Genomic DNA, 19,043 nt, shown 5'->3' on the forward strand with positions numbered 1-19,043 from the left:
TTATCGTGTCGCTCGTTCCTCGTCCTCGAAGCCGCCGTAGCGGTCGACGTAGACGTACAGCCCGATGCCAAGGACGGCCATGAGGGCAACGAGAGCACCAAACTCAAGCATCACCCCACCCTTCCGAATGGGGCCAGCGACAACGATGCCGCGGCTGATGTCAACGAGTGCACCACCACTTTCTTTTGTCCCGCGCTGGAGCGCCTTCGCGGAGCGTTTGGCCCACGGCAGTGCGCCGCCAGTTGCGGTGAATCCCCAGAAGCCAGCGGCGAGGAAGGCTCCAAAGAGGGTAGCCAGACTCCCGTACTGCTTCCAGCGCTTCACGAGGCAGTCACCCCGGTTGTTTCGTCGCGAGTGTCGCGGTCGGTGATGCCAAGAAGATCCGGTCGCACAGCGGCGAGGAACTGAACGATAAAGCCCGTCAGAATGCCCTCGATGACGGCCACGCCAAGATTGAGGCCGACGAGTCCACCGACCGCAATCGCTAGGTCACCACGCGGCAGTGCGCTCCCGTTTACCCCACTGATGACGATGATTGCACCCATCAGGAATGCGCCCGCCGAGAGGCCAAGCGTCGCAGCACTGGCACTTGCAGGGAAGACACCCCAGTCTAACTCTAACAGCGCCTTGAACGCATAGTAGGCAACAATAGCTTCGCTCGCGTTGACGAGCGTATTCGCCCCGAGCAAACCGACTGCACCGTGGCCAAGCGCTGCCGAGAAGATGTTCACGACCAATGCGATGAGTGTCCCAAGTAGCGGCCCTGCGAGAATCCCCACGAGGCCGGTGAGGTTCATGTGAATACCGCCCCACACAGGGATGTTCAACTGAAAGATCGCAAAACTCGCAGCTGCCCCGATACCTGCGAGTGCGATCTGGTGCGTTTCGATACCGCCTTTCCTGACCCGGTAAACGACTGCACTGAGAAGTCCCGTCCCCAGCAGTGTCCAGACAACGAGCGCCCAAACTGGGAACGACCCTTCTCCGAGGTGGATATGTGCCATATCTGGTTATCAATATATACTGCAATTATAATAATCTTACTGTACTAGATTGAAATAGATAGTAATTATAATGTAGAGTGTAGTTAAATATTAATAGAGCTGGTCGACACTACTGTTGACCAAGCGCTCTCTCGGCCCTCATTAGCTACTATCGGCGTTCATAACGTCGACGGGTACCATCGTGTATTCGACCGAAACAGACTCGTCTGCTCCTCGAACGGTCCCGATAAACCGCAAGGCGTCGTCGTATGCAGTTTCGATGACGAAGGTTTCCACACAGCCTGCGTTCCCGTCGAGGCAGTTGTGGGAATTCGATCGGATCACCGCTTCGAATTCGTGGCGGATATCCATCATCCGACGTTCGATTTCCGGTTCGTCGTATCCGAAGACAGCAGTAATTGTCGCCAGTACTCGTCGATCTTCGCCCTCTGTCTCCTGATACTCTTCGAGCAGTGACTGGCACGCTTCGCGGATGACTTCACTTCGTCCTGTGTAGCCGTGTTCTTCTGCAAACGTATCGAGATCATTTCGGAGTCGCTCCGTCATCGAGGAGCTAACGATGGGCATATATTAAATATATCTTCAAAGATAATATATATAACGATATAGTAGATACTTATTAACAATCTTACTGTAAGAGTGTGTTACTGGATAGTGTCGACAGGACTACCAAGCTCATCCCTAATTCGCGCGACGTAGTCTACGAAGTCACGAGATGTCCGTTCACGTGAGCGTTCTATCTCAATCGAGAACGTCGACTGTACTGTTCCCGACTGGACATCCATGACAATCACACAATCAGCAAGGGTCACTGCCTCGTCGATGTCGTGCGTAACGAACACGACAGTCTGTCAAGTGTGTGTCCAGACAGAATCACGCACGTCCGTATGAAAGACCACCCCCCGGTCTAGTCCAGGACCAGCAACCGGGTCCCCACCAACCAGTATCGACCCACCATCTAGTTCGTCGAGCCCGGCAATTGCCCGCAACAGCGTGGTCTTCCCACACCCAGATGGACCCACGACACAGCAGAACTCGCCCTCTGCCACGGAAAAAGAGATGTCAGCGAGCGCTTGCGTTGACTCGTAAGACCGGCTGCCGTTCTGCACGGTGATCTTCTCGTGTGTGTCTCGACTGGGTGACGACTCGTCACTCAGCGCCATGCGAGGACCCTCCGTTCGAGCAGTCGGAATCCAACGTCCATACAGAGAAACACCAGGCTAATCAGGAACATGTACGCGACGCTGGTCGCCATCGCGAGGTTGTTCGAGGCGTTGATGATTTCGTAGCCGACGCCGGATGCGCCGAACAACTCCACGCCGACGACGATCATCCAACAACGGCCGATACTCGTCCAGAACCCAGTCAAGACCTGGGGCGCGGCGCTCGGGAGGGCAACAAGTTTCATCATCGAGAGGTTCCCCTCCTTGACCGAGATAACCAGCGAATTCTGCCGCAGCAACGGTTGTTGTGCCTGTTGTCTGGAGTAGTCTTCGACGCGAATTTTGACCATCTGTGTTGTTGACATCCTCACCCGCCTGAAGGCGGGGTGAATCCCAAACGTTGGGATATTAGGGTTTGCAGTCTGCCTGTTCTTGTGGGTGGAACGCACCCGTAGTTGTGTCGAACAGGTAGACTCCAGGCTGTGCCAAGCAGCCGTTACTCATATCCCCAGTCGGGGGAGTTTGAGTTATCTTTCGACGGATGTTCACTGCGCCGTTCACGTCTGCGTTCATTGTCGTCTCACACGAGTCACAGACGTACAAGCCACGCTCGACGCGATTGGCGTCACGAATCTGCCCACAACACGAACAGGTCTTGGATGTGTTTGCTTCATCCACACGGTCTAGCAGTATTCCGTGTTCTTCGGCTTTGTATTCCAACAGGTCGGTAAAACGATTGAACTCCCAGCCGTGGAGCTTCTTGTTTCCGCGCTGGCCCCAGTCCCGTGAGTCACCATCGTCATCCTCTCGAATATCGCTTAGGTCGCCCACGGCGATCCTCTCGACTCCTTCTTCGAGACACCGTTCAACGATATGTTTCGAGAGGGTATGCAGGAAGTGATCTTTCCGGCGCGAGAGTGTCTGGCGGGCGCGTCGAGCCCGCTTTGACGGGCCATTCTCGCCTTCGGTCTGGTACTCCGTGTGGGTGAAGTAGTGTTTGTCCTCTTTCAGACGGTTTCCGGGGAACAACTCGCTAGGCCCGTCCTCGTAGTCGATAGCAAGGTAGTTGCTGATGCCGAGGTCGATGCCAGCGGTCTTGTCGCCGGGCGCATCTTCGACGGGAATCTCTTTCGCACAGACGAGATGCAATTCCCATCGGTCGCCGTTCCAGACCGCTCGAACCTGCTGGATGTTCTCCACTTGTACGTCGGGGCGGGTTTGGTATTCCACGAGGATAAAATCTGAGCGGTCATCTTTGAGGTTGAAGCCTTTCGAGAGCCGGACCTGTCCGTGCTTGGCATCGTGTTTGATTCCTTTCTGCTTCCACGTCACGGTCGAGCGTGGGTGTTGGTCACCACGTTTCCGGTAGCCCGGTGGGTTGTTGCCGTCGTCGGAATTGTACCAGCCGGTGAACGCCTCAGCAAGTTCTTCAAGAACTCGCTGACTTGACTGAGAATGGAGGTCACTGTAGCGTTCGTGGTCTTTCAACTCCGATTTGAGCTCTTTCTCATCGGGTATCTCGCCGTCATCGCCCCACCGCCCTTGGATGTAGTAGCGTCCGACATTCCACAATTTCGATGCAGCAAACCCGCACGCATCGAGGTCGTCACGAACCTGCTGGTAGTTCGTGATGGTGGCGACGTATGTGCGAGTCGTCTCCAACATAGTCTGGCTTCATAATTGATTATGAGTAGAATGGTATTAAAAGAATTGATTGACGGTGGAATATCCGGCCCAGTCTGAGTCTGTGGAACCTGTCACTGAGTGACGGCGCGTATCCACGGCCTGAAGACCGTGGTATTGCGCCTATTCAGCCTATAACTCTAGATTATATTATTATAATTATCATTTTTGGAAGTATATATCTAATGCCTTGAAGTGTACTAGAGTATAGATATTGCTAGAGACAGCGTAAATTCAGCAAGAAGGGTAGAACAGAATTAGTTCACATCAGCGAGCGGGCCGAAATCATCTACCGGCAGCACTGAGTAGTCGACTGTAAGCGTATCCTTCGTCGCTCGAATCTTTCCAACGAACGTCGATATCTCTTCGAGCGACCCTTCCAACACGAACAGTTCCATACAGTGATGGCCGCCAACGTGACTATGGAAGTTCGAAGCGACGATGTTTTCGTGCTCATGCCGGAGATGCATCATTTTTTCTTCGACACTCGTCGTTTCGTAATCGAAAAGCACTGTCACGATACCCATCAACTCTCTGTCTTCGAGTTTTTTGTCTTCGAATTCACTGAGGAGGTCTCGACTCGCCTCACGAAGTACTTCACTGCGACCAGTATAGCCGTGATCGTCCGCGAACTGGTCGATTCGATTAAGTAACTCTTCGGGCATCGATATACTGACCACGCTCATATAACAATATGAGCCACGGAAAATATTAAAGATTATCATCTTCAGTTACAGATTGACCTCCTCCTCCGCGTGAGCCGTGGGCTTCCGCGCTGTTACCGCTGTGAACGGCGAATTCCGCAAGCCCTTCGTTGTTTCCCCTTGAAGTGTGAGTGTGACTTCACCAGCATTCTGTGTTGGTTCAACGATAAATTCAGAGAGTGCGGGCGCCTGTTCGTCTGGCGCTACATGCTTGCGCGCCTCTTGGCCTGCGTTATCCTCGACAACGAAGGCCACCCGACCGTCAGCCGGGTTCGAGCTAGCCAATTCCGTGAATCGGCCCTCTGCAGAAAACTGTGCTTCCCCGGTATCCTTTCGTGTCCACTTGTTGTCAGCGTAGGCGACTTGCACTGTCTTCAGTGCGGTGTCGTCTTCGGCCTCAATGGCGAACGCCAGTGCCTGGCCGTTCTGCTCGGGCGTCGCTGAGTGAGTGACGATGCGTGGTGGCTGGTCCGGTGTCGGCGTCGCGGTCGGAGTGGATGTCGATCTTGCAGTCGGCGTATCTGTGTCCGTGTCTGCTGATGCAGGTGTCGTCGTCTCGGAAGCCGCCTCAGTCGGGTCGGACTCGTCGCCCGAAGACTGACACCCGGCCAGCCCCGTGAGCAGTCCTGCTCCAAGTAGTCGCTTAAGATATGCCCGCCGCGTGCGCCCAGCACCCGGGTCCTGCATTTGCCTACGTATTCAGGGCCACTTTTCAAAAATCGCTTGGATATTGAGCTGCGTACCAATCCATCTCTCTGACTACTGGGAGTTTGATTGATTACTTCTGCTGAACTCATTCTCCACATGTCTTATCGGTTTCCTGGGTGGTTATCGAGAGGTATACACTCGCAGCGGTACGTGTAACCCCTTTACTGCCTACCAGTTGCACCCAGCAGAGGAGTTCACGTCGGTGCAAGATATGCGCCTTCCATCTTGCACGGCAGTTCTGATGGAATACTGATACATGAATCCGTGAGAACCTGCGACAGTAGACAGTTCTTATGTAACAAACATCACTCTTACTCGGACGGATCGTTACATAAGGCTGCAATGCCCCACGCTGACCACACACCTCGTTTCCGGCGTGTCCGGTGTTGGGTGACACCCCGCGTACCGAGTGTAACGCGCTATTACCGATTTATCAGATAAGTCGTCATTCACTCAATAGCGCTGTAGACGTACCTTTTTGCGACTCGGGTGTCCTCGTTCGCTTCGCTCACTGTGGGCACCTCTCGTCGCAAAAATCTACGCTAAAAAGGCTGAACGCTCGGCTTCGCCTCGCGTTCAGTGAACCGCGGCGCAAGCGCCGCGGATGCTGAAGTGCTGTGTCGGTGGCCTGGACTGACCGACCACGTACCGCGACGAGTGTGAATCTTTCCGAAATTTATCAGAAAGGTAGTGAAACATGCAGAGACCAGAGACTGAGAGACTGATACGGTCGTTCGTGACTCTTTTGAGGACCGGGCCGTCATACTGGAAGCGTCACGCTCTGAGACACAAATATTGTTGCGCCACGGCGATACATAATTTTGGACGACCGTATGAATTAAGCGACACTTAGTCCGACGGTTTTGCTCCATTTGAACCCATATATTTTATAATTTGGAGTCGTAAGATTTCGTATGTCACTTGATGAGCTCCCGTTCGCGATTACACACGAAATTGAGGATGGTGTTCTGATTGCTGACGATACCGAGTGGAACGGAGATACCGAGTATGCCGATATAATGGAGGAAGATTGGACAAAAAAAGCAAGCAGGCCAGATGTTGAAGGTGCAGTGACGATCTTTGGTGACAAGATCGATCTGGGCCGAGAAACGCAGAATCACTTTGCCGAATACTGGGGTCCGAAGGCGGACCAATCCGGAATCGACCGTCTTGCCTTCGTTTCGGAGGGGATTAAAGCACGCGCTATCGGAGCAAATATCGACACCGCATCAACGACGGTCGAGATATTTAACGACGTTGACGAAGCAATCGAATGGGCACGGCCAGAATAAAGCCCTCCGCAGAGGGAAACCCGTTCGGAAACACAGACCAGTGTTCGGTTACAGGATACACACAGCTTCTGTTCAGTAAGCGTGTTCTATGAAATGTCAAATCTGTAATCATCGGTGGTTATAATATACCCGAAACCAACCCAAAAGATGAATGTCGAGTGGAAACCTGCCTAGTCCCGAGAACTGGCCATGGGACTTCGAGAAACGGCGTAGCAACGTCGGTGTGTCGATCATGGAGCAGTGGGACGGATACGACCACGATGCACTCAAGAGTGTGTCACAACATATCCACCAGTTATCTCACAATGATTGAACGTGTTGTTTCGAGCCTTCGATTAAAACTAGTTGGGTTCGCAGTGGTCGTGATGATTTCAGGTAGTTCAGTCGCAGTTGTGAGTTATCTCGTCGTCGGAAACCTGCCTTTATCGTTGGTGACGCTCGGAGCCACTGTCCTCACTGCCGGTGTGATTGGCATTGTCTCGTATCGGATTGCTGGAGAAGTCGACCAATTGGTGACCGAAATGGAGGCAATCGCTGACGGTGACCTCAATCGTGAGATTTCTTCCGATCGAAAAGACGAAGTAGGACAGATGTTCCGGACGCTCGACACGACCCGCAAACGGCTGAAATCACGTATTAAGGAAAGTGAAACACAGCGCGAGAATGCAGAGAAAAGACAACAAGACGCTAATAAAGCCGAACAACGAGCAAAGGAAGCCCGAGCAGAACTCAACCAGTTACTCACTGAATTAGACGAGGAATTGAGTACAGCAATGGAACGTGCGGCGGACGGAGAGTTAACTGTGCGGGTGGATACTGGTATAGACAACGACGACCTGCGCTCAATTGCCGAGTCGTTCAACCAAATGGTAGCAACCTTCGAAACGACCATCGGTGACATTCGCTCGTTTGCAGACGGTGTTGACATGACAAGTGACGGCGTGCAGGGTGATGTAGGTTCGGTCAAGGCCGAACTTGATGATATTCAGACCTCAATGACAGAGATTGCGACAGGAACAGAACGTCAACGAGACCATCTCGACGACGTTGCTGCTGATCTTCAGCAGCTTTCTGCAACGGTCGAAGAGGTGGCTAGTCAGACGACAACAATCGCAGAGCAAGCCACTGAGACGGCTGAAATCGGGAACAAGGGCCGAAAAGAAGCGAGCCAGAGTCGGGACCAACTAGAAGACGTCCAGGAACGAACGGTCGAGACCGTCGAAGCGGTGCGTGAACTTGAGTCGCAGTTCGACGATATCGCGGAGATTGTCGAACTCATCACTGAGATTACCGAGCAGACGAACATGCTCGCATTGAACGCGTCGATCGAAGCAGCACGTGCCGGGCACGCAGGCTCTGGATTCGGGGTTGTCGCAGACGAAATAAAGACGCTCGCAGACGAAACACGCGAGTCGGCAGACCGAATCGAGGTGATTATCGACGACGCCCGTGATCAAATGGACACGACAGTGCGAGATGTCGAACACGTCCAGACACAGATCGAAGACAGTGTCGGGGCTGTGACCACTGCAGTGGAGGCATTCGATACCATGGCAGACAAAACAGCGGCGCTGAGCGCTGGAATTGAAGAGATTGACGACGCGACCGATTCACAGGCACAGACAGCCCAGAACGTCGTTGCTCGGATCGACACAGTCGCAGACGAAAGCCAAACTATCGCCACACAGACCGAACGTCTCGAAACGAAGGCTGATAATCAGCTTCAGGCTACTACTCAGGTTCTCAAACGGACAAATAAACTGGACCAGCGAACGAGCAGTCTGACTGACCAATTAGCTACGTTCAGTGTCGAGACAACCGATGCGAATCTCAACACTGGTGCGGAAGCAGCCACGAGTGACGACTGATGTGTTTCACTGCCAAGCTCATGATTTATATGTGATAACGTACTTCTAAGTGGACGAGAAAGGACTGCCTGTTTCGGAATTATAGCCGCCAGGTCCTCTATTGACAAGAACTGACTCACTCAACGGTTGCTCTGTTTTGTTCTGACCACCGTCGTTTCTGCAGATGCAACTTTCACGTCTCCCTGAGTTAATCAGGTTCTTGTGCAAGACTCACGTATTGTGTCTTGCATACCATTTCAAAGACCATTTTATCAGGTAGTTTCTTCTGCGGTCAGTTCACATCTCTACTGAGAAGTTGTGAACGGTTCTAGACACGCAGGGGGTGTGAAAAATCGTCTCTACCACACAGTTCCGGTCAGACTGACAGCCAGGAGGAACCGCAGTCACGCAGGGGCGACGACTGTCCCACAGTCGGGACACTCCGCCCAGATGCCGGTCGCACCATTGTCTTTCGTATATTTGACGAGGAGCCACGCTTCGGGAATCGCCGCATCACAGTTCGGGCAGTGACCGAGGAGTTGCGTGTCGTCGGACATCTAAAGGGGGGAAGGAGCGTGTGACAGTGTCCTTCCACCTCCCAGTAGGTTGACCGTGATAGTAAGCGTTGGTGCTTTGTCGTACAGGGATACCGAATTTCCGATGCACGGGCACCCGACTGGCCGGTAGAATTAATTCGCTGCCGTCAGAACAGTCACAATCGTGAGCGTACGGGGCGTCCTCAAGCGATTGCTCCCGGGCAACCAAATCGACGTCGTCGTGGAGTGCCGTCAGTGTGGAACAAGTCTTGATCCTGATGCGGCGGAATGTCCCGACTGTCGCGCTGAAGAAATTGTTCGGTATCGGATTCCCCAGTAGGCTTGTGATCAAATGGGCCTGTTGAAGCCCACTATCGATGAGGTGGTTTTGCGACGGTGCTGAATAAAGAGTGGGTATGTGAACTGTTCCATAACACCCACACTAATCGTTTGTGCGAGAAGCACAGTCAGATCTCTTTCTATGAGAAAAGGTATTTTCTTGCAAGAGCATGGATTGTGTATGGAGATCGAGTACACTGAAACGACCGATCTGATCGAACAGGAAGGGAATGCGATAGCATCAGCAAGCGGAGTCGAAGGTCTCGCAATCTTTGCTGCTCCAGCTGATTCCCTCGATCCGTCGGTCGAACCCTTCTTGCAGACGCTTGATATCCCCGTTTTTGGAGGGATATTCCCGGAACTTATTTTTCGTGGAGAAAAAAAGGAGACCGGTGCCGTCATCTGTGGACTGGCAACGGAACCGAACGTGACAACGGTGCCCGACCTGAGCACCGCTGAACAGGAGTACGCCTCACACCTTGATCCTGATCTCCCGGTTGAGGGATACGACACTGGATTTGTATTCGTTGATGCTTACGCCACGGGGGTAGAGCAGTTCGTCGAGTCGCTGTTCCGGACCTACAGCGTCGAACTCAACTACATCGGCGGTGGTGCTGGAACCCTAGAGATGGAACAGAAACCGTGTCTGTTCACTAACGACGGCGTGCTTGAAGACAGTGCTGTCGTCGCTGCAGTTGAATCCCCGATGGAAATCGGCGTCAAACACGGCTGGCAAGAGGTTGCAGGTCCGTTTAGAGTGACTGACTCGGACGGGCCAACAGTACACACTCTCGACGGTAACCCAGCGTTTTCCGTGTACAAAGAGACAGTCAACAAGCATTCCTCGACACGAGTGACCGAAGAAAGCTTTTTTGAGGTCGCGAAAGGCTATCCGTTTGGAATTGCCCGGATAGATGGAGAACAGATCGTCCGTGACCCGTTCGAGGTAACCGACAATGATGGACTCAACTGTTTTGGCGACGTGCCTGAAGGAGAGTTTGTCCACATTCTCGAGGGCCAACCAGAATCGTTGATACAGGCGGCAAAGCAAGCAAAAGACGACACGGGGGCCGAGATGGGCAATCCAGAGGGTCTGTTCTTTTTTGATTGCATCTCGCGGGTGCTTTATTTAGAAGAGAATTTCGAGCACGAACTCGAGGGCGTGAGAACAGACGAGACCCCACTGGTGGGTGCACTGACCATTGGCGAGATCGCCAATGACGGCTCCGGGCACTTGGATTACTACAACAAGACAGCCGTCGTCGGTGCGGTCGATAACGTATGACTTCACGACAACAGCGGATACAGACGCTGTACGAAATTTCTCTCAGCATCGAGCCTCGAAAAGCACTCGAAACGACAGCCGACAGGGCACTTGGCGCATACCTGCAGAAACTGAATTGTTCGGTTGGTGCTGTCTTTCGAATTACCGGTACAGAAAATAAAAATAGACTGTCACTTGTCACCTCGATTCCAGCCAATCCGGATCGAAACGAACTGTTCCAGAGGGCGCGTAACCGGCTGAGAGGACTCGTTCAGGTGTCTGAGACGTCATCTGGTCGTTCAGGTGCAAGCAGTCAGGATCTTCAAGGAGGTGACGAAGACTGGGCAACAGTCGAAAGCAGCGGTGTGTCGTACTTTCTGAATGAGACGCTACCAATCGCTGAGCAAGTTGATGACACGAGCGAGTATTACCTTATGGAACTCCCCGAGTTTGGAGTGATTGTCCTCGGAAAGCGTGGCGGGGGAATCGAATCCGAAACGATGGCCGCACTTGCCCCGCTAAACGAGAAACTGGCACAGGCCTGTCAGTCGACTGTGACCGAACAGCGACTTAGGAAGCAGCGAGATCGGTTCCAGGCGGTGTTCGATGCGATTCCAGAACCAGTCGTCAACGTCGTTGTCGAGGACGGAACCGAACACGTCGTCCATGCCAACAAGGCGTTCGAGGAGACGTTTGTCAGCGATGAGAAGTCGATCCGCGGCCAGGATCTCAACGAGCTTATTCTTCCTGAGAGCCAGTCGGCCAATACAGCGGCACTCGTCAAGGCACTCGACCAGGGCAACCCGCTCAAGAAGAAACTCCAACGGGAAACTGTCACCGGAATCGGCCACTTTCTGTTCAGTGGCGTTCCAGTCACAGCAAGCGAACAAACAGAATACTTAGAATACTTTGGAGTCTACGTCAATATCACCGAACAAAAAGAGCGAGAACAGACACTCGAAGAACTGTACGACGCAACACAAGATCTCCTCGGTAAGCAGTCGCGTCAACAGGTCTGTACACACGCAGTTGAGACGATCGAGTCGGTTCTCGGGTACTCGGCGGCCGGCATCCATCTGTACCAAAGAGAGTCTGAAGCACTCGAACCGATTGCGGTCACCGACCGGATACGGAAAGAGTTGGGCGGCGAACCAGCAGGATACACCGATCGAGAGACTGTCGTGTGGCAGGCCTACGAGAACCGTGAGCCCGTTCGAATTGACGACACGCGCCAGTTCGACGGAGCACTTCCGAGTGAGGGGACACCCACGCGAAGTGCTGTTATTCTACCGATTGGAGGACACGGCGTCCTGATCACGTCGGCATTCGAGCCAAATGAGTTTGGCGACCGGGACGTGTATTTTCTCCGGTTACTGAGCCAACTGGTCGAAATTGCACTCGACCGGACGGTCAATGAAGAGGGACTGAAGGCTGTCCAAGCGGCAATCAGGGATGCCCTGCACGCTGATACACACGAGGAGATGGCTGAACTGGTGCTCAAAGAGATTCCCGAGATACTGGACCTACCGATTGCAGGCGTCTGGAAGTACCAGCCAACAAACCAACAGCTCCAACCAATCTATCACACGGCGCAGGCAGCCGAGTTGGTTGGTGAGCAGCCAGCCTTCTCGAAAGGGAGCAGTATCGCGTGGGAAACGTTCACTGAGGGTACGACATCCGTCATCTCGGACGTGTCGGAACTGGATAAGACGCACAATCCCGAGACACCGATCAAGGGAGAAATCACCGTTCCGATCGGCGACTTTGGAATCCTCACGGCCGCATCAACGTACAAGGACAGCTTTACCAAACTCGATGCTGAGATTCTCGAGATTCTTGCGACAAATCTCGAAGCTATCGCTAAAGTGATCGACAGCAGACAGGATATTGATTTGCTTGATCAGGTCATCGCACGCATCCTGCGACACAACGTGCGGAACAAGCTGACCCCGATTTTGAGTTATGCGAACACGATTATCGACGAGACAGAGGAGCCCATCTCGGAGCATGCACAGCAGATCGTCGACAACTGTGAGCAACTGGAACAGACATCGGTGCATGCCCGTGAAATGCGCGAGGTCGTCAAGAACAGAGACCAGATGGCGACTGTCTCGCTGGGTCCGGCGGTTCGAACGGCGGCAACAGCCGTTGACGAGGAATTCCCCGACGGGGAACTGATCTCACACATCGAAGGGACGCCCGACGTAACCGCCCACCCTCAACTCGGGATTGCGATCCGCCATTTGATCCGGAACGGATTCGAGCACAATGACAACGCCACTCCCCGTGTCGAGACCGTTGTTAGACAGCAACCTGAGGGCCCGACGATCGAAATCAGCGATAACGGCCCCGGCATCGATCCGTACGAACTCAAGGTTCTCGACGAACACGGTGAGTCCGCACTGAAACACGGCAGCGGGGTTGGTCTCTGGATTATCGACCGAGTGATCGAGTATTCTGGAGCGACAATCGAGTTCGAGACCACCGATGGAACCACTGCGAGTATTACCTTCGGTGGCCCGTTGCACGTTCAAAATTAATTCGCCAGAGGGAGCGGGAACGGGATGAAATTAACAGTTTTCCGAGAATCGCATAACTGTTTTTGTCTCATTTCTCCACCTTCTCGGAAGTCCGAATAATGTGATATTGCCACTAACTGGCGTGCAAGATATAGAGCCAGAGCTCAGAGCTGGAGCTGTAGCGCCATAGCGCGAGTCTTGCACAAAGTTTCGACCAATACGGCTCTGTTGAAATCCTCAGATGGTAGTAGGTTTAACGAGCGTGCTGATAGAGAGTGAGGTCTCATCAGCGCGGCCTGACCTTGCGCCGCTGGATGAGCGCTCAGCGATACGCTGTCCGCAACCCACTACCCCACCCGGTCCGGTTTGGCCAACCATTCGAGTACAGTGACCAAGGAGGTGCCGCTACGCTCGTCCGTCTACAATTCGGTCAGTCGTCACGTCTGGAGCCAATGGTCGGCAACTGGACGACAAACTCGGCACCGTCCGGCTCGCTATCCCCTATCCTCACTTCGCCCCCATACCGGTTGACGAGCGTCTGCACCAGATACAGGCCTAACCCCGTCCCGGAACTGTCGAGCCCCTTCTTGCCTTCCTCGAAGATTTCCGTCCTGCGCTCGTCGGAAATCCCCGGTCCATTGTCGGCCACGCAAACCTCGACGTTGCCGTCCGCCTCGTGAGCTGAGACGGTTACTTTCGGTGTATCCTTGTCGTTGTGCTCGATGGCGTTCGTGATGAGGTTCCTGAACACGGACCCGATCATCTCGTCCCCCGGTACCTTGACGCTTGGAATTGTCCCGTCAGTCGTAATGAGTGCGTTTTCGTACGAGTCCCGCGTGTCGGTAATCTCTTGGCTCAGCACGTTTCGGAGGTCGAAATGGTCTAGTTCAGTCTGGGCACCAAGCATCACGTCAGCGACAGTTTTCGCCCTTGTGGTGAGGTCGATGGCACTTCGTACACTGGTCAATATCTCGTCGACATACTCCTTGTTCGTTTCGAGGCTGTGGTCGAGCGTCTCGGCGTAGGTCAAGACCAGTTGCAGGTCGTTGCGAATGTCGTGACGCAGCACCTTGTTGAGGACTTCGAGATTGTCGCGCTGACGTGTAAGACGCTGTTCGACTTCTTTCCGTTCCGAGATGTCGACGCTGGCGACGAGGATACCGTCGATTACCGGTTCGTCGAGGTAGTAAGTGGCCGACGACTGTATCCACCGCCAGTTGCCATCGCCATCGTTAAGACGATACTCGGCAGTTCTGCTCCCGCCCGAGCCGTCAACGAGGTTGGTGAACTTTTCGACGACCGAATCTCGGTCCTCAGGATGCATGTATTCGAAGGCCAGATCGTCCTTCAGTTCCTCGGCAGGATGTCCAAACACTCTCTCACTTGTTGGGGATTGATACTTGATCACCCCCGCCTCGTCGAGGACGGTAATGGCTGCCGGCGACCGTTCGAGGAACACCCTGTCCCGCTGTAATTTCTGTTCGCGTTCCTTGCGTTCGGTGATGTCGCGGCTGCTGATCAAAATTCCCCCAATCACGTCGTCGTTAACACGGTTTCGCAGCGTTGATTCGATCCAGGCCCACGACCCGTCGGCCCGCCGAAACTGCGTTTGGACGGTCTTCGTTTCGGCGGGGTTTTCGAGGACGTGTTCGATGGCCTCGGCAACGGCCGCACTGGTTTCCTGCGGTTGATACCCGAACCCGTCGGTTCCTATTAGCTCATCCGGTTCGTAGCCCAGCACGTCCTGGACGGCGGGACTGACATACGTGATTGTCCCCTCTGGGTCGATAATCGTAGCGATATCGGTCGAATTCTTGATTATCTGTTGGGAACGGTTTAGTTCCTGCTCGCGTTCTTTGCGCTCGGTAATGTCTTGGAGAGTTCCGTGGACAGCGACGATTTCGTCATCCTCGTAGCGTGGCTCTCCCCGCGTGTGAACCCAGCGCACCTCGCCCTCCGCTGTGACAATCCGCAACTCTAAGTCGTACGGTTCACCCTCAGAAGTGAGACGGTCGAAGGCCTCCCTGATCGTGTCTCTGTCGTCTGGATGGTAGAACTCGATCCCCTCCTCCGGTGTTGGCTCCGCATCCAACGGCAGTCCGTGGATACGATACAGTTCGTCGGACCACTGCATCGTCCCGTGCTGCAGGTTGACTTCCCATCCACCGACCTGTCCGACGTTCTCTGTGTCGGTCAAGAACTGGGTGGTTCGTTCAAGTTCCTGCTCGTATCTTTTCCGTTCGGTGATGTCCTGTTGAAATCCGACAAAGTGTGAGAGTCCATTCTCGGTTTGTACTGGTGCTATCGAGACACGATTCCAGAACTGTTCGCCATTTTTGCGGTAGTTGCGCAGTTCAACTGTTACTGATTCACCCGCATCAACGGCATCGCGCATTTCCGAGACTGGTTTCTCATCAGTTTGTTCCCCCTGGAGGAATCGACAATTGCGACCGGTAACTTCTTCGGCGGCATAGCCTGTCATCTCTTCAAATCGCTCATTGACATACGTGAGTGGATTATCTTTCTGGTGAGGGTCTGAGAGAGCAACACCAATTGGAGCAGCTTCAATTGCGCGTGTTCTGGATTTGAGTTCTCTCTCTCGCGCTACCCGTTCAGAGATGTCCACAAATGAAGACATGATGTAGGCTGGGTCTTCATTCTCGTCCGTCACGCGACTGGCTGAGACATGGACAGGGAATGTTGTTCCGTCTTTTCTTTCCGCAAGGATTTCTCCCTCCCACTCGCCATTTTCAAGAACTTCATTGGCTACTGAGTTTGCCTTTTTTTGATCGGGATGAAATTCGCTCGCTGACCGATCGACAACCTCGTCTTCGTCTTCGTATCCCCACATCTCAAGGAATGCAGGATTCACCTTGCAGAGGGTGCCCTGTAAATCCGCGACTGCGATGCCAGCGGCTGCAGAGTTGTAGGCTAATTTGAAAATATCCACTTCCTCATTGTTCTCATCAGCCATCTATATCACCTTCTCACCCGTACAGCCCTTGCACTGATTAACTTACTGATGAATAAAGTGGCGCGTTCGGAACTCACAGGATTCGCCATCAGCAAGGTAGCGAGCAATTCGCGCCCAGTATCTATCACTCGCCAGTCTACCGAGGCGTAGACACATGAATTCGTCAACTGGTAGATGTAGAGGGTGAATGCAGCGTGTCAGAACACTCTTGCAAGAAGTGAGTTTGCTTAGCCACTCCGAGCATTGGATTGTGAATCCAATTCTATCCGCCCTCCGTAGCCATCTTCTCTAATCGAGGACAGCTGGGTCGTCTTGGTCAAGTGGATCTTCGATATCGCCAATAATTGTCTCAAGAAGATCAGTGACCGTTACGAGTCCAACTACCTCGCCGTCTTCGATTACAAGCGCAAGCTCTTGGCGCTCTGTCTGGAACTGATCGATCGCATCGCTCACGTCAGTATCGGGCGAGAGTGTCATTGTCGGTGCCGCGAGGTCAGTGAATGCAGCGTTGTCGCTGGACAGGTTCTCACGGTGATTAAAGAGGGCCGGACTGTAGACGACACCGCGGAACTCGGTCAGATCCTCACCAATCAGTGGATACCGCGTGTGGGGATGCTCTTCTAACTTCTGAAAGTTCGATTCGGGATCGTCCTCGGTTGAGAGTGCCACGATGTCTTCACGGGCAATCATAACCTCTCTCACCGACTGTTCGCCGATAGTCAAGGCATTCATAATTTCCTCACGGCGTTCATCTGGCAACTCGCCTTCTTCAAGTACCGACCCAAGCTTGTTTCGGAGTTCTGCCCGAGTCTCGATGATTTCCTCATTGGTTTCTGTCCATGATTGGGTCATTTTGATGCCGAACAGTCCCAGTGTTGCCTTTGCAATCGAGTCCCCAACCCAGATAGCCGGAGCAAGTATTTTGGCGAACCAGTATAGCGGTCGGGCCCCGTAGCGGGCAACTTGTTTGGAACGTTCGACGCCAAGATATGTTGGCGTTTGCTCGCCGTGTGTGAGATGGACTAAATTGATAATCAGGAATCCAAGGAGCGAGCCAGCGCCGACTGAGGCAAGCGTGGTGTTCGCAAACAGCGGTTCAAAGAGCGCTGCCAGTCCGGGTTCAGCAATAATACCCAGCGCGATACTCGTTCCGGAAATCCAGACTTGGCACGTCGTCAGATAGAACTCCAAATCGTTGGTCATCTCCCACGCGAGTTCAAGCCCGGGCGTGTTGAACTCCGATTTCGGGAACTGTCTCACACGGGTCAGCGCAAATTCGACTGCAACGAAATAGGCGTTCACCCCGATCAGGATGATACCACCAAGAATCCGCAAACCGATTTCAAGCGGTTCCATCGGCTGGCCATACTAGTACCGGACATAAGATAGTGTCCAAATCAGAAGAGAAACACTGTCGTTTTATCTGCCAGACTGCAAGACTCGTGCTGTCCATCTTGCACTGCAGTTCTAGTGGAAGACTGATAGGTGACTCCGCGAGAACCTGCGACAGTAGACAGTTCTTATGTAACAAACATCACTCTTACTCGGACGGATCGTTACATAAGGCTGCAATGCCCCACGCTGACCACACACCTCGTTTCCGGCGTGTTCGGTGTTGGGTGACACCCCGCGTACCGAGTGGAACGCGCTAGTACCGAGTTATTCGATAAGTCGTAATAGATTCCCCGAGTTTCACTCGAAATCCGATGTGTATAGCCCCGCTTGTGCCATCCGCTAGATACTTTAGTACCGGAAACTAAACAAGTCGTCATTCACTCAATAGCGCTGTGCACAGCCCTTGACAAGAGTTGGATAGACAGTCCGTGCGAAGCGTTCTAGGTCACGCTTTATCATGGCGTTATCGGGAATAGAGATACACGCGAAAGTAGGCGTCGTCAACGATTGCGGGCGTACAGAATTGCACTCCCAAACTGTAGCCCGACGGTTATCAAGAACGCCGCGATACTCGCGGTCGTATTTTTAACTTGCGACAGTCCAAGTTCGTAGACGCCCAGGAAGACGACCGTCGTGACTGCCCCAAACAGAAGCGTCCACATGACCGCGTGCATCGGCCTGTACTCAACAGGCCAGTAGTCGTCATAGGCAAACGCCATGTCCATCAAACTCAATGACAGTAGGAACTCTGCACCGAAATCGATTGATACAGGAAGTGGACTACTATCGAGTGACACCAGCACGAACGCCACCAGTGCGAGTCCAATCGCTGTTACCGTCACCCACTGGTTGTCTGTCAGGTCAGCACGCAGTTGATTGCGAAGGGACGGTGATTCGCCCATCGACAGCGCATAAGCAGGGGTTGATAAAGGAACGCGCGGGACAGTTTCAGCCCCCACAACCCGCCCTTGGATTTAACACTGTATCAGAACGTTGAGCACGTATGCCCGGCGCAGGTCGCTCGCAGTCAGCAGCAGTCAGAACCATTGGCGCTACTGTTGCAGTGATTGCCGGCGTCGGTTACCTGTTCTTCGGGCGGTCATTTAGCGGCGCTATCACTACTTTCCCCACGGTTATCGGTATTATCGTCGCGGTCGCGGCAGTCGGATGGGCACTGTACAGCCGCGGATATTCAGACAAGGGGTTGTAATGATGACCGGATTAAGCAGAGACGAGACTGTGAGTATCGTCGTTACCGGGATCACCGTCGCCGTATTCGCGTGGTATCGAACTGACATGACTGGAATACAACGATGGACGAACGCTACTATCGTTTTGCTCGTGAGTATTGCTTTTGCAACGGCTGGTACCGCTATTCTGAAACGATGGAATCCCGTCTGGTATCGCTCATAGCAGGAAAGTGTTTCTTAACCGGTAGTGAGACTAACTAAACCGTCTCGTCCGCGTCCTAGTTGCTATTTTTTTGTAAACTGTTGCTTGGTGTGAAACAGTGCTAAACATCTCTTTAGGAAATAGGACTTATTTCACTTAGAGAGCCCTCACAGTATGTCCCCACGCTTTGCCCCCAACAACGACGACAGTGCGACACAGATGA

Annotated in this window: 15 protein-coding genes and 2 pseudogenes; 5 read left to right on the forward strand and 12 right to left on the reverse strand. The window is 53.3% G+C overall.

The features are described from left to right. The 8 genes and pseudogenes from OSC37_RS17305 to OSC37_RS17340 form a co-directional block, all read right to left on the reverse strand. Complete coding sequence (locus tag OSC37_RS17305) at positions 1–324, reverse strand: cobalamin transport operon protein (protein WP_267164332.1); 324 nt, start codon at positions 322–324, stop codon at positions 1–3. Beyond that, the gene (locus OSC37_RS17310; RefSeq protein ID WP_267164333.1) at positions 321–1,004 is read right to left on the reverse strand and encodes an energy-coupling factor ABC transporter permease; all 684 of its coding nucleotides are present in this window, start codon (positions 1,002–1,004) and stop codon (positions 321–323) included. The genes OSC37_RS17305 and OSC37_RS17310 overlap by 4 nt, the downstream gene beginning before the upstream one ends. Before the next feature lie 141 nt (positions 1,005–1,145). Then, complete coding sequence (locus tag OSC37_RS17315) at positions 1,146–1,550, reverse strand: CopG family ribbon-helix-helix protein (RefSeq protein ID WP_267164334.1); 405 nt, start codon at positions 1,548–1,550, stop codon at positions 1,146–1,148. 98 nt (positions 1,551–1,648) lie between these two features. After that, positions 1,649–2,167 (reverse strand): annotated as a pseudogene (locus OSC37_RS17320) (ATP-binding cassette domain-containing protein). Further along, positions 2,158–2,430, reverse strand: a pseudogene (locus OSC37_RS17325) (ABC transporter permease); the annotation flags it as partial. The pseudogenes OSC37_RS17320 and OSC37_RS17325, both read right to left, overlap by 10 nt. Before the next feature lie 145 nt (positions 2,431–2,575). Continuing rightward, positions 2,576–3,832: an RNA-guided endonuclease InsQ/TnpB family protein gene (locus tag OSC37_RS17330; RefSeq protein ID WP_267164335.1), complete on the reverse strand. Its 1,257-nt coding sequence runs from the start codon at positions 3,830–3,832 to the stop codon at positions 2,576–2,578. A 275-nt stretch (positions 3,833–4,107) separates the two neighbouring features. Further along, complete coding sequence (locus OSC37_RS17335; protein WP_267164336.1) at positions 4,108–4,536, reverse strand: CopG family ribbon-helix-helix protein; 429 nt, start codon at positions 4,534–4,536, stop codon at positions 4,108–4,110. A gap of 45 nt (positions 4,537–4,581) precedes the next feature. Further along, positions 4,582–5,241: a hypothetical protein gene (locus tag OSC37_RS17340; RefSeq protein ID WP_267164337.1), complete on the reverse strand. Its 660-nt coding sequence runs from the start codon at positions 5,239–5,241 to the stop codon at positions 4,582–4,584. Between the two features lie 935 nt (positions 5,242–6,176). On the opposite strand from OSC37_RS17340, the gene OSC37_RS17345 reads away from it, so the two are divergent. Continuing rightward, positions 6,177–6,554 (forward strand): hypothetical protein, encoded by a 378-nt coding sequence (locus OSC37_RS17345; protein ID WP_267164338.1) that lies wholly within the window; start codon positions 6,177–6,179, stop codon positions 6,552–6,554. Positions 6,555–6,919: 365 nt separating this feature from the next. Then, entirely contained in the window at positions 6,920–8,422 is a 1,503-nt protein-coding gene (locus tag OSC37_RS17350; protein WP_267164339.1) for a methyl-accepting chemotaxis protein, read from the forward strand. A gap of 383 nt (positions 8,423–8,805) precedes the next feature. Here the strand turns inward: OSC37_RS17350 and OSC37_RS17355 are convergent, their stop codons facing one another. Then, positions 8,806–8,958, reverse strand: coding sequence for a DUF7837 family putative zinc-binding protein (locus OSC37_RS17355; RefSeq protein ID WP_267164340.1), 153 nt, complete (start codon positions 8,956–8,958; stop codon positions 8,806–8,808). Positions 8,959–9,355: 397 nt separating this feature from the next. Here OSC37_RS17355 and OSC37_RS17360 point away from each other — a divergent pair, with 397 nt between their 5' ends. Together OSC37_RS17360 and OSC37_RS17365 are read left to right on the forward strand one after the other, a co-directional pair. Then, positions 9,356–10,561, forward strand: coding sequence for an FIST signal transduction protein (locus OSC37_RS17360; RefSeq protein WP_267164341.1), 1,206 nt, complete (start codon positions 9,356–9,358; stop codon positions 10,559–10,561). A gap of 254 nt (positions 10,562–10,815) precedes the next feature. After that, positions 10,816–13,080, forward strand: a complete 2,265-nt coding sequence (locus tag OSC37_RS17365; RefSeq protein WP_267164342.1) for a GAF domain-containing protein — start codon at positions 10,816–10,818, stop codon at positions 13,078–13,080. Positions 13,081–13,489: 409 nt separating this feature from the next. Here OSC37_RS17365 and OSC37_RS17370 read toward each other — a convergent pair whose 3' ends face one another. The 3 genes from OSC37_RS17370 to OSC37_RS17380 all read right to left on the reverse strand — a co-directional run bounded on the left by OSC37_RS17370 (position 13,490) and on the right by OSC37_RS17380 (position 18,330). Further along, positions 13,490–16,033, reverse strand: coding sequence for a PAS domain S-box protein (locus OSC37_RS17370; protein ID WP_267164220.1), 2,544 nt, complete (start codon positions 16,031–16,033; stop codon positions 13,490–13,492). Between the two features lie 288 nt (positions 16,034–16,321). Then, complete coding sequence (locus OSC37_RS17375; RefSeq protein ID WP_267164221.1) at positions 16,322–17,389, reverse strand: hemolysin family protein; 1,068 nt, start codon at positions 17,387–17,389, stop codon at positions 16,322–16,324. Positions 17,390–17,928: 539 nt separating this feature from the next. After that, positions 17,929–18,330: a hypothetical protein gene (locus tag OSC37_RS17380; RefSeq protein ID WP_267164222.1), complete on the reverse strand. Its 402-nt coding sequence runs from the start codon at positions 18,328–18,330 to the stop codon at positions 17,929–17,931. Between the two features lie 101 nt (positions 18,331–18,431). Here OSC37_RS17380 and OSC37_RS17385 point away from each other — a divergent pair, with 101 nt between their 5' ends. Next, positions 18,432–18,638: a hypothetical protein gene (locus OSC37_RS17385; protein ID WP_267164223.1), complete on the forward strand. Its 207-nt coding sequence runs from the start codon at positions 18,432–18,434 to the stop codon at positions 18,636–18,638. Positions 18,639–19,043: the final 405 nt, after the last annotated feature.

Origin of the sequence: Halovenus salina, assembly GCF_026410925.1 — an archaeon.
Lineage (GTDB): Archaea > Halobacteriota > Halobacteria > Halobacteriales > Haloarculaceae > Halovenus > Halovenus salina.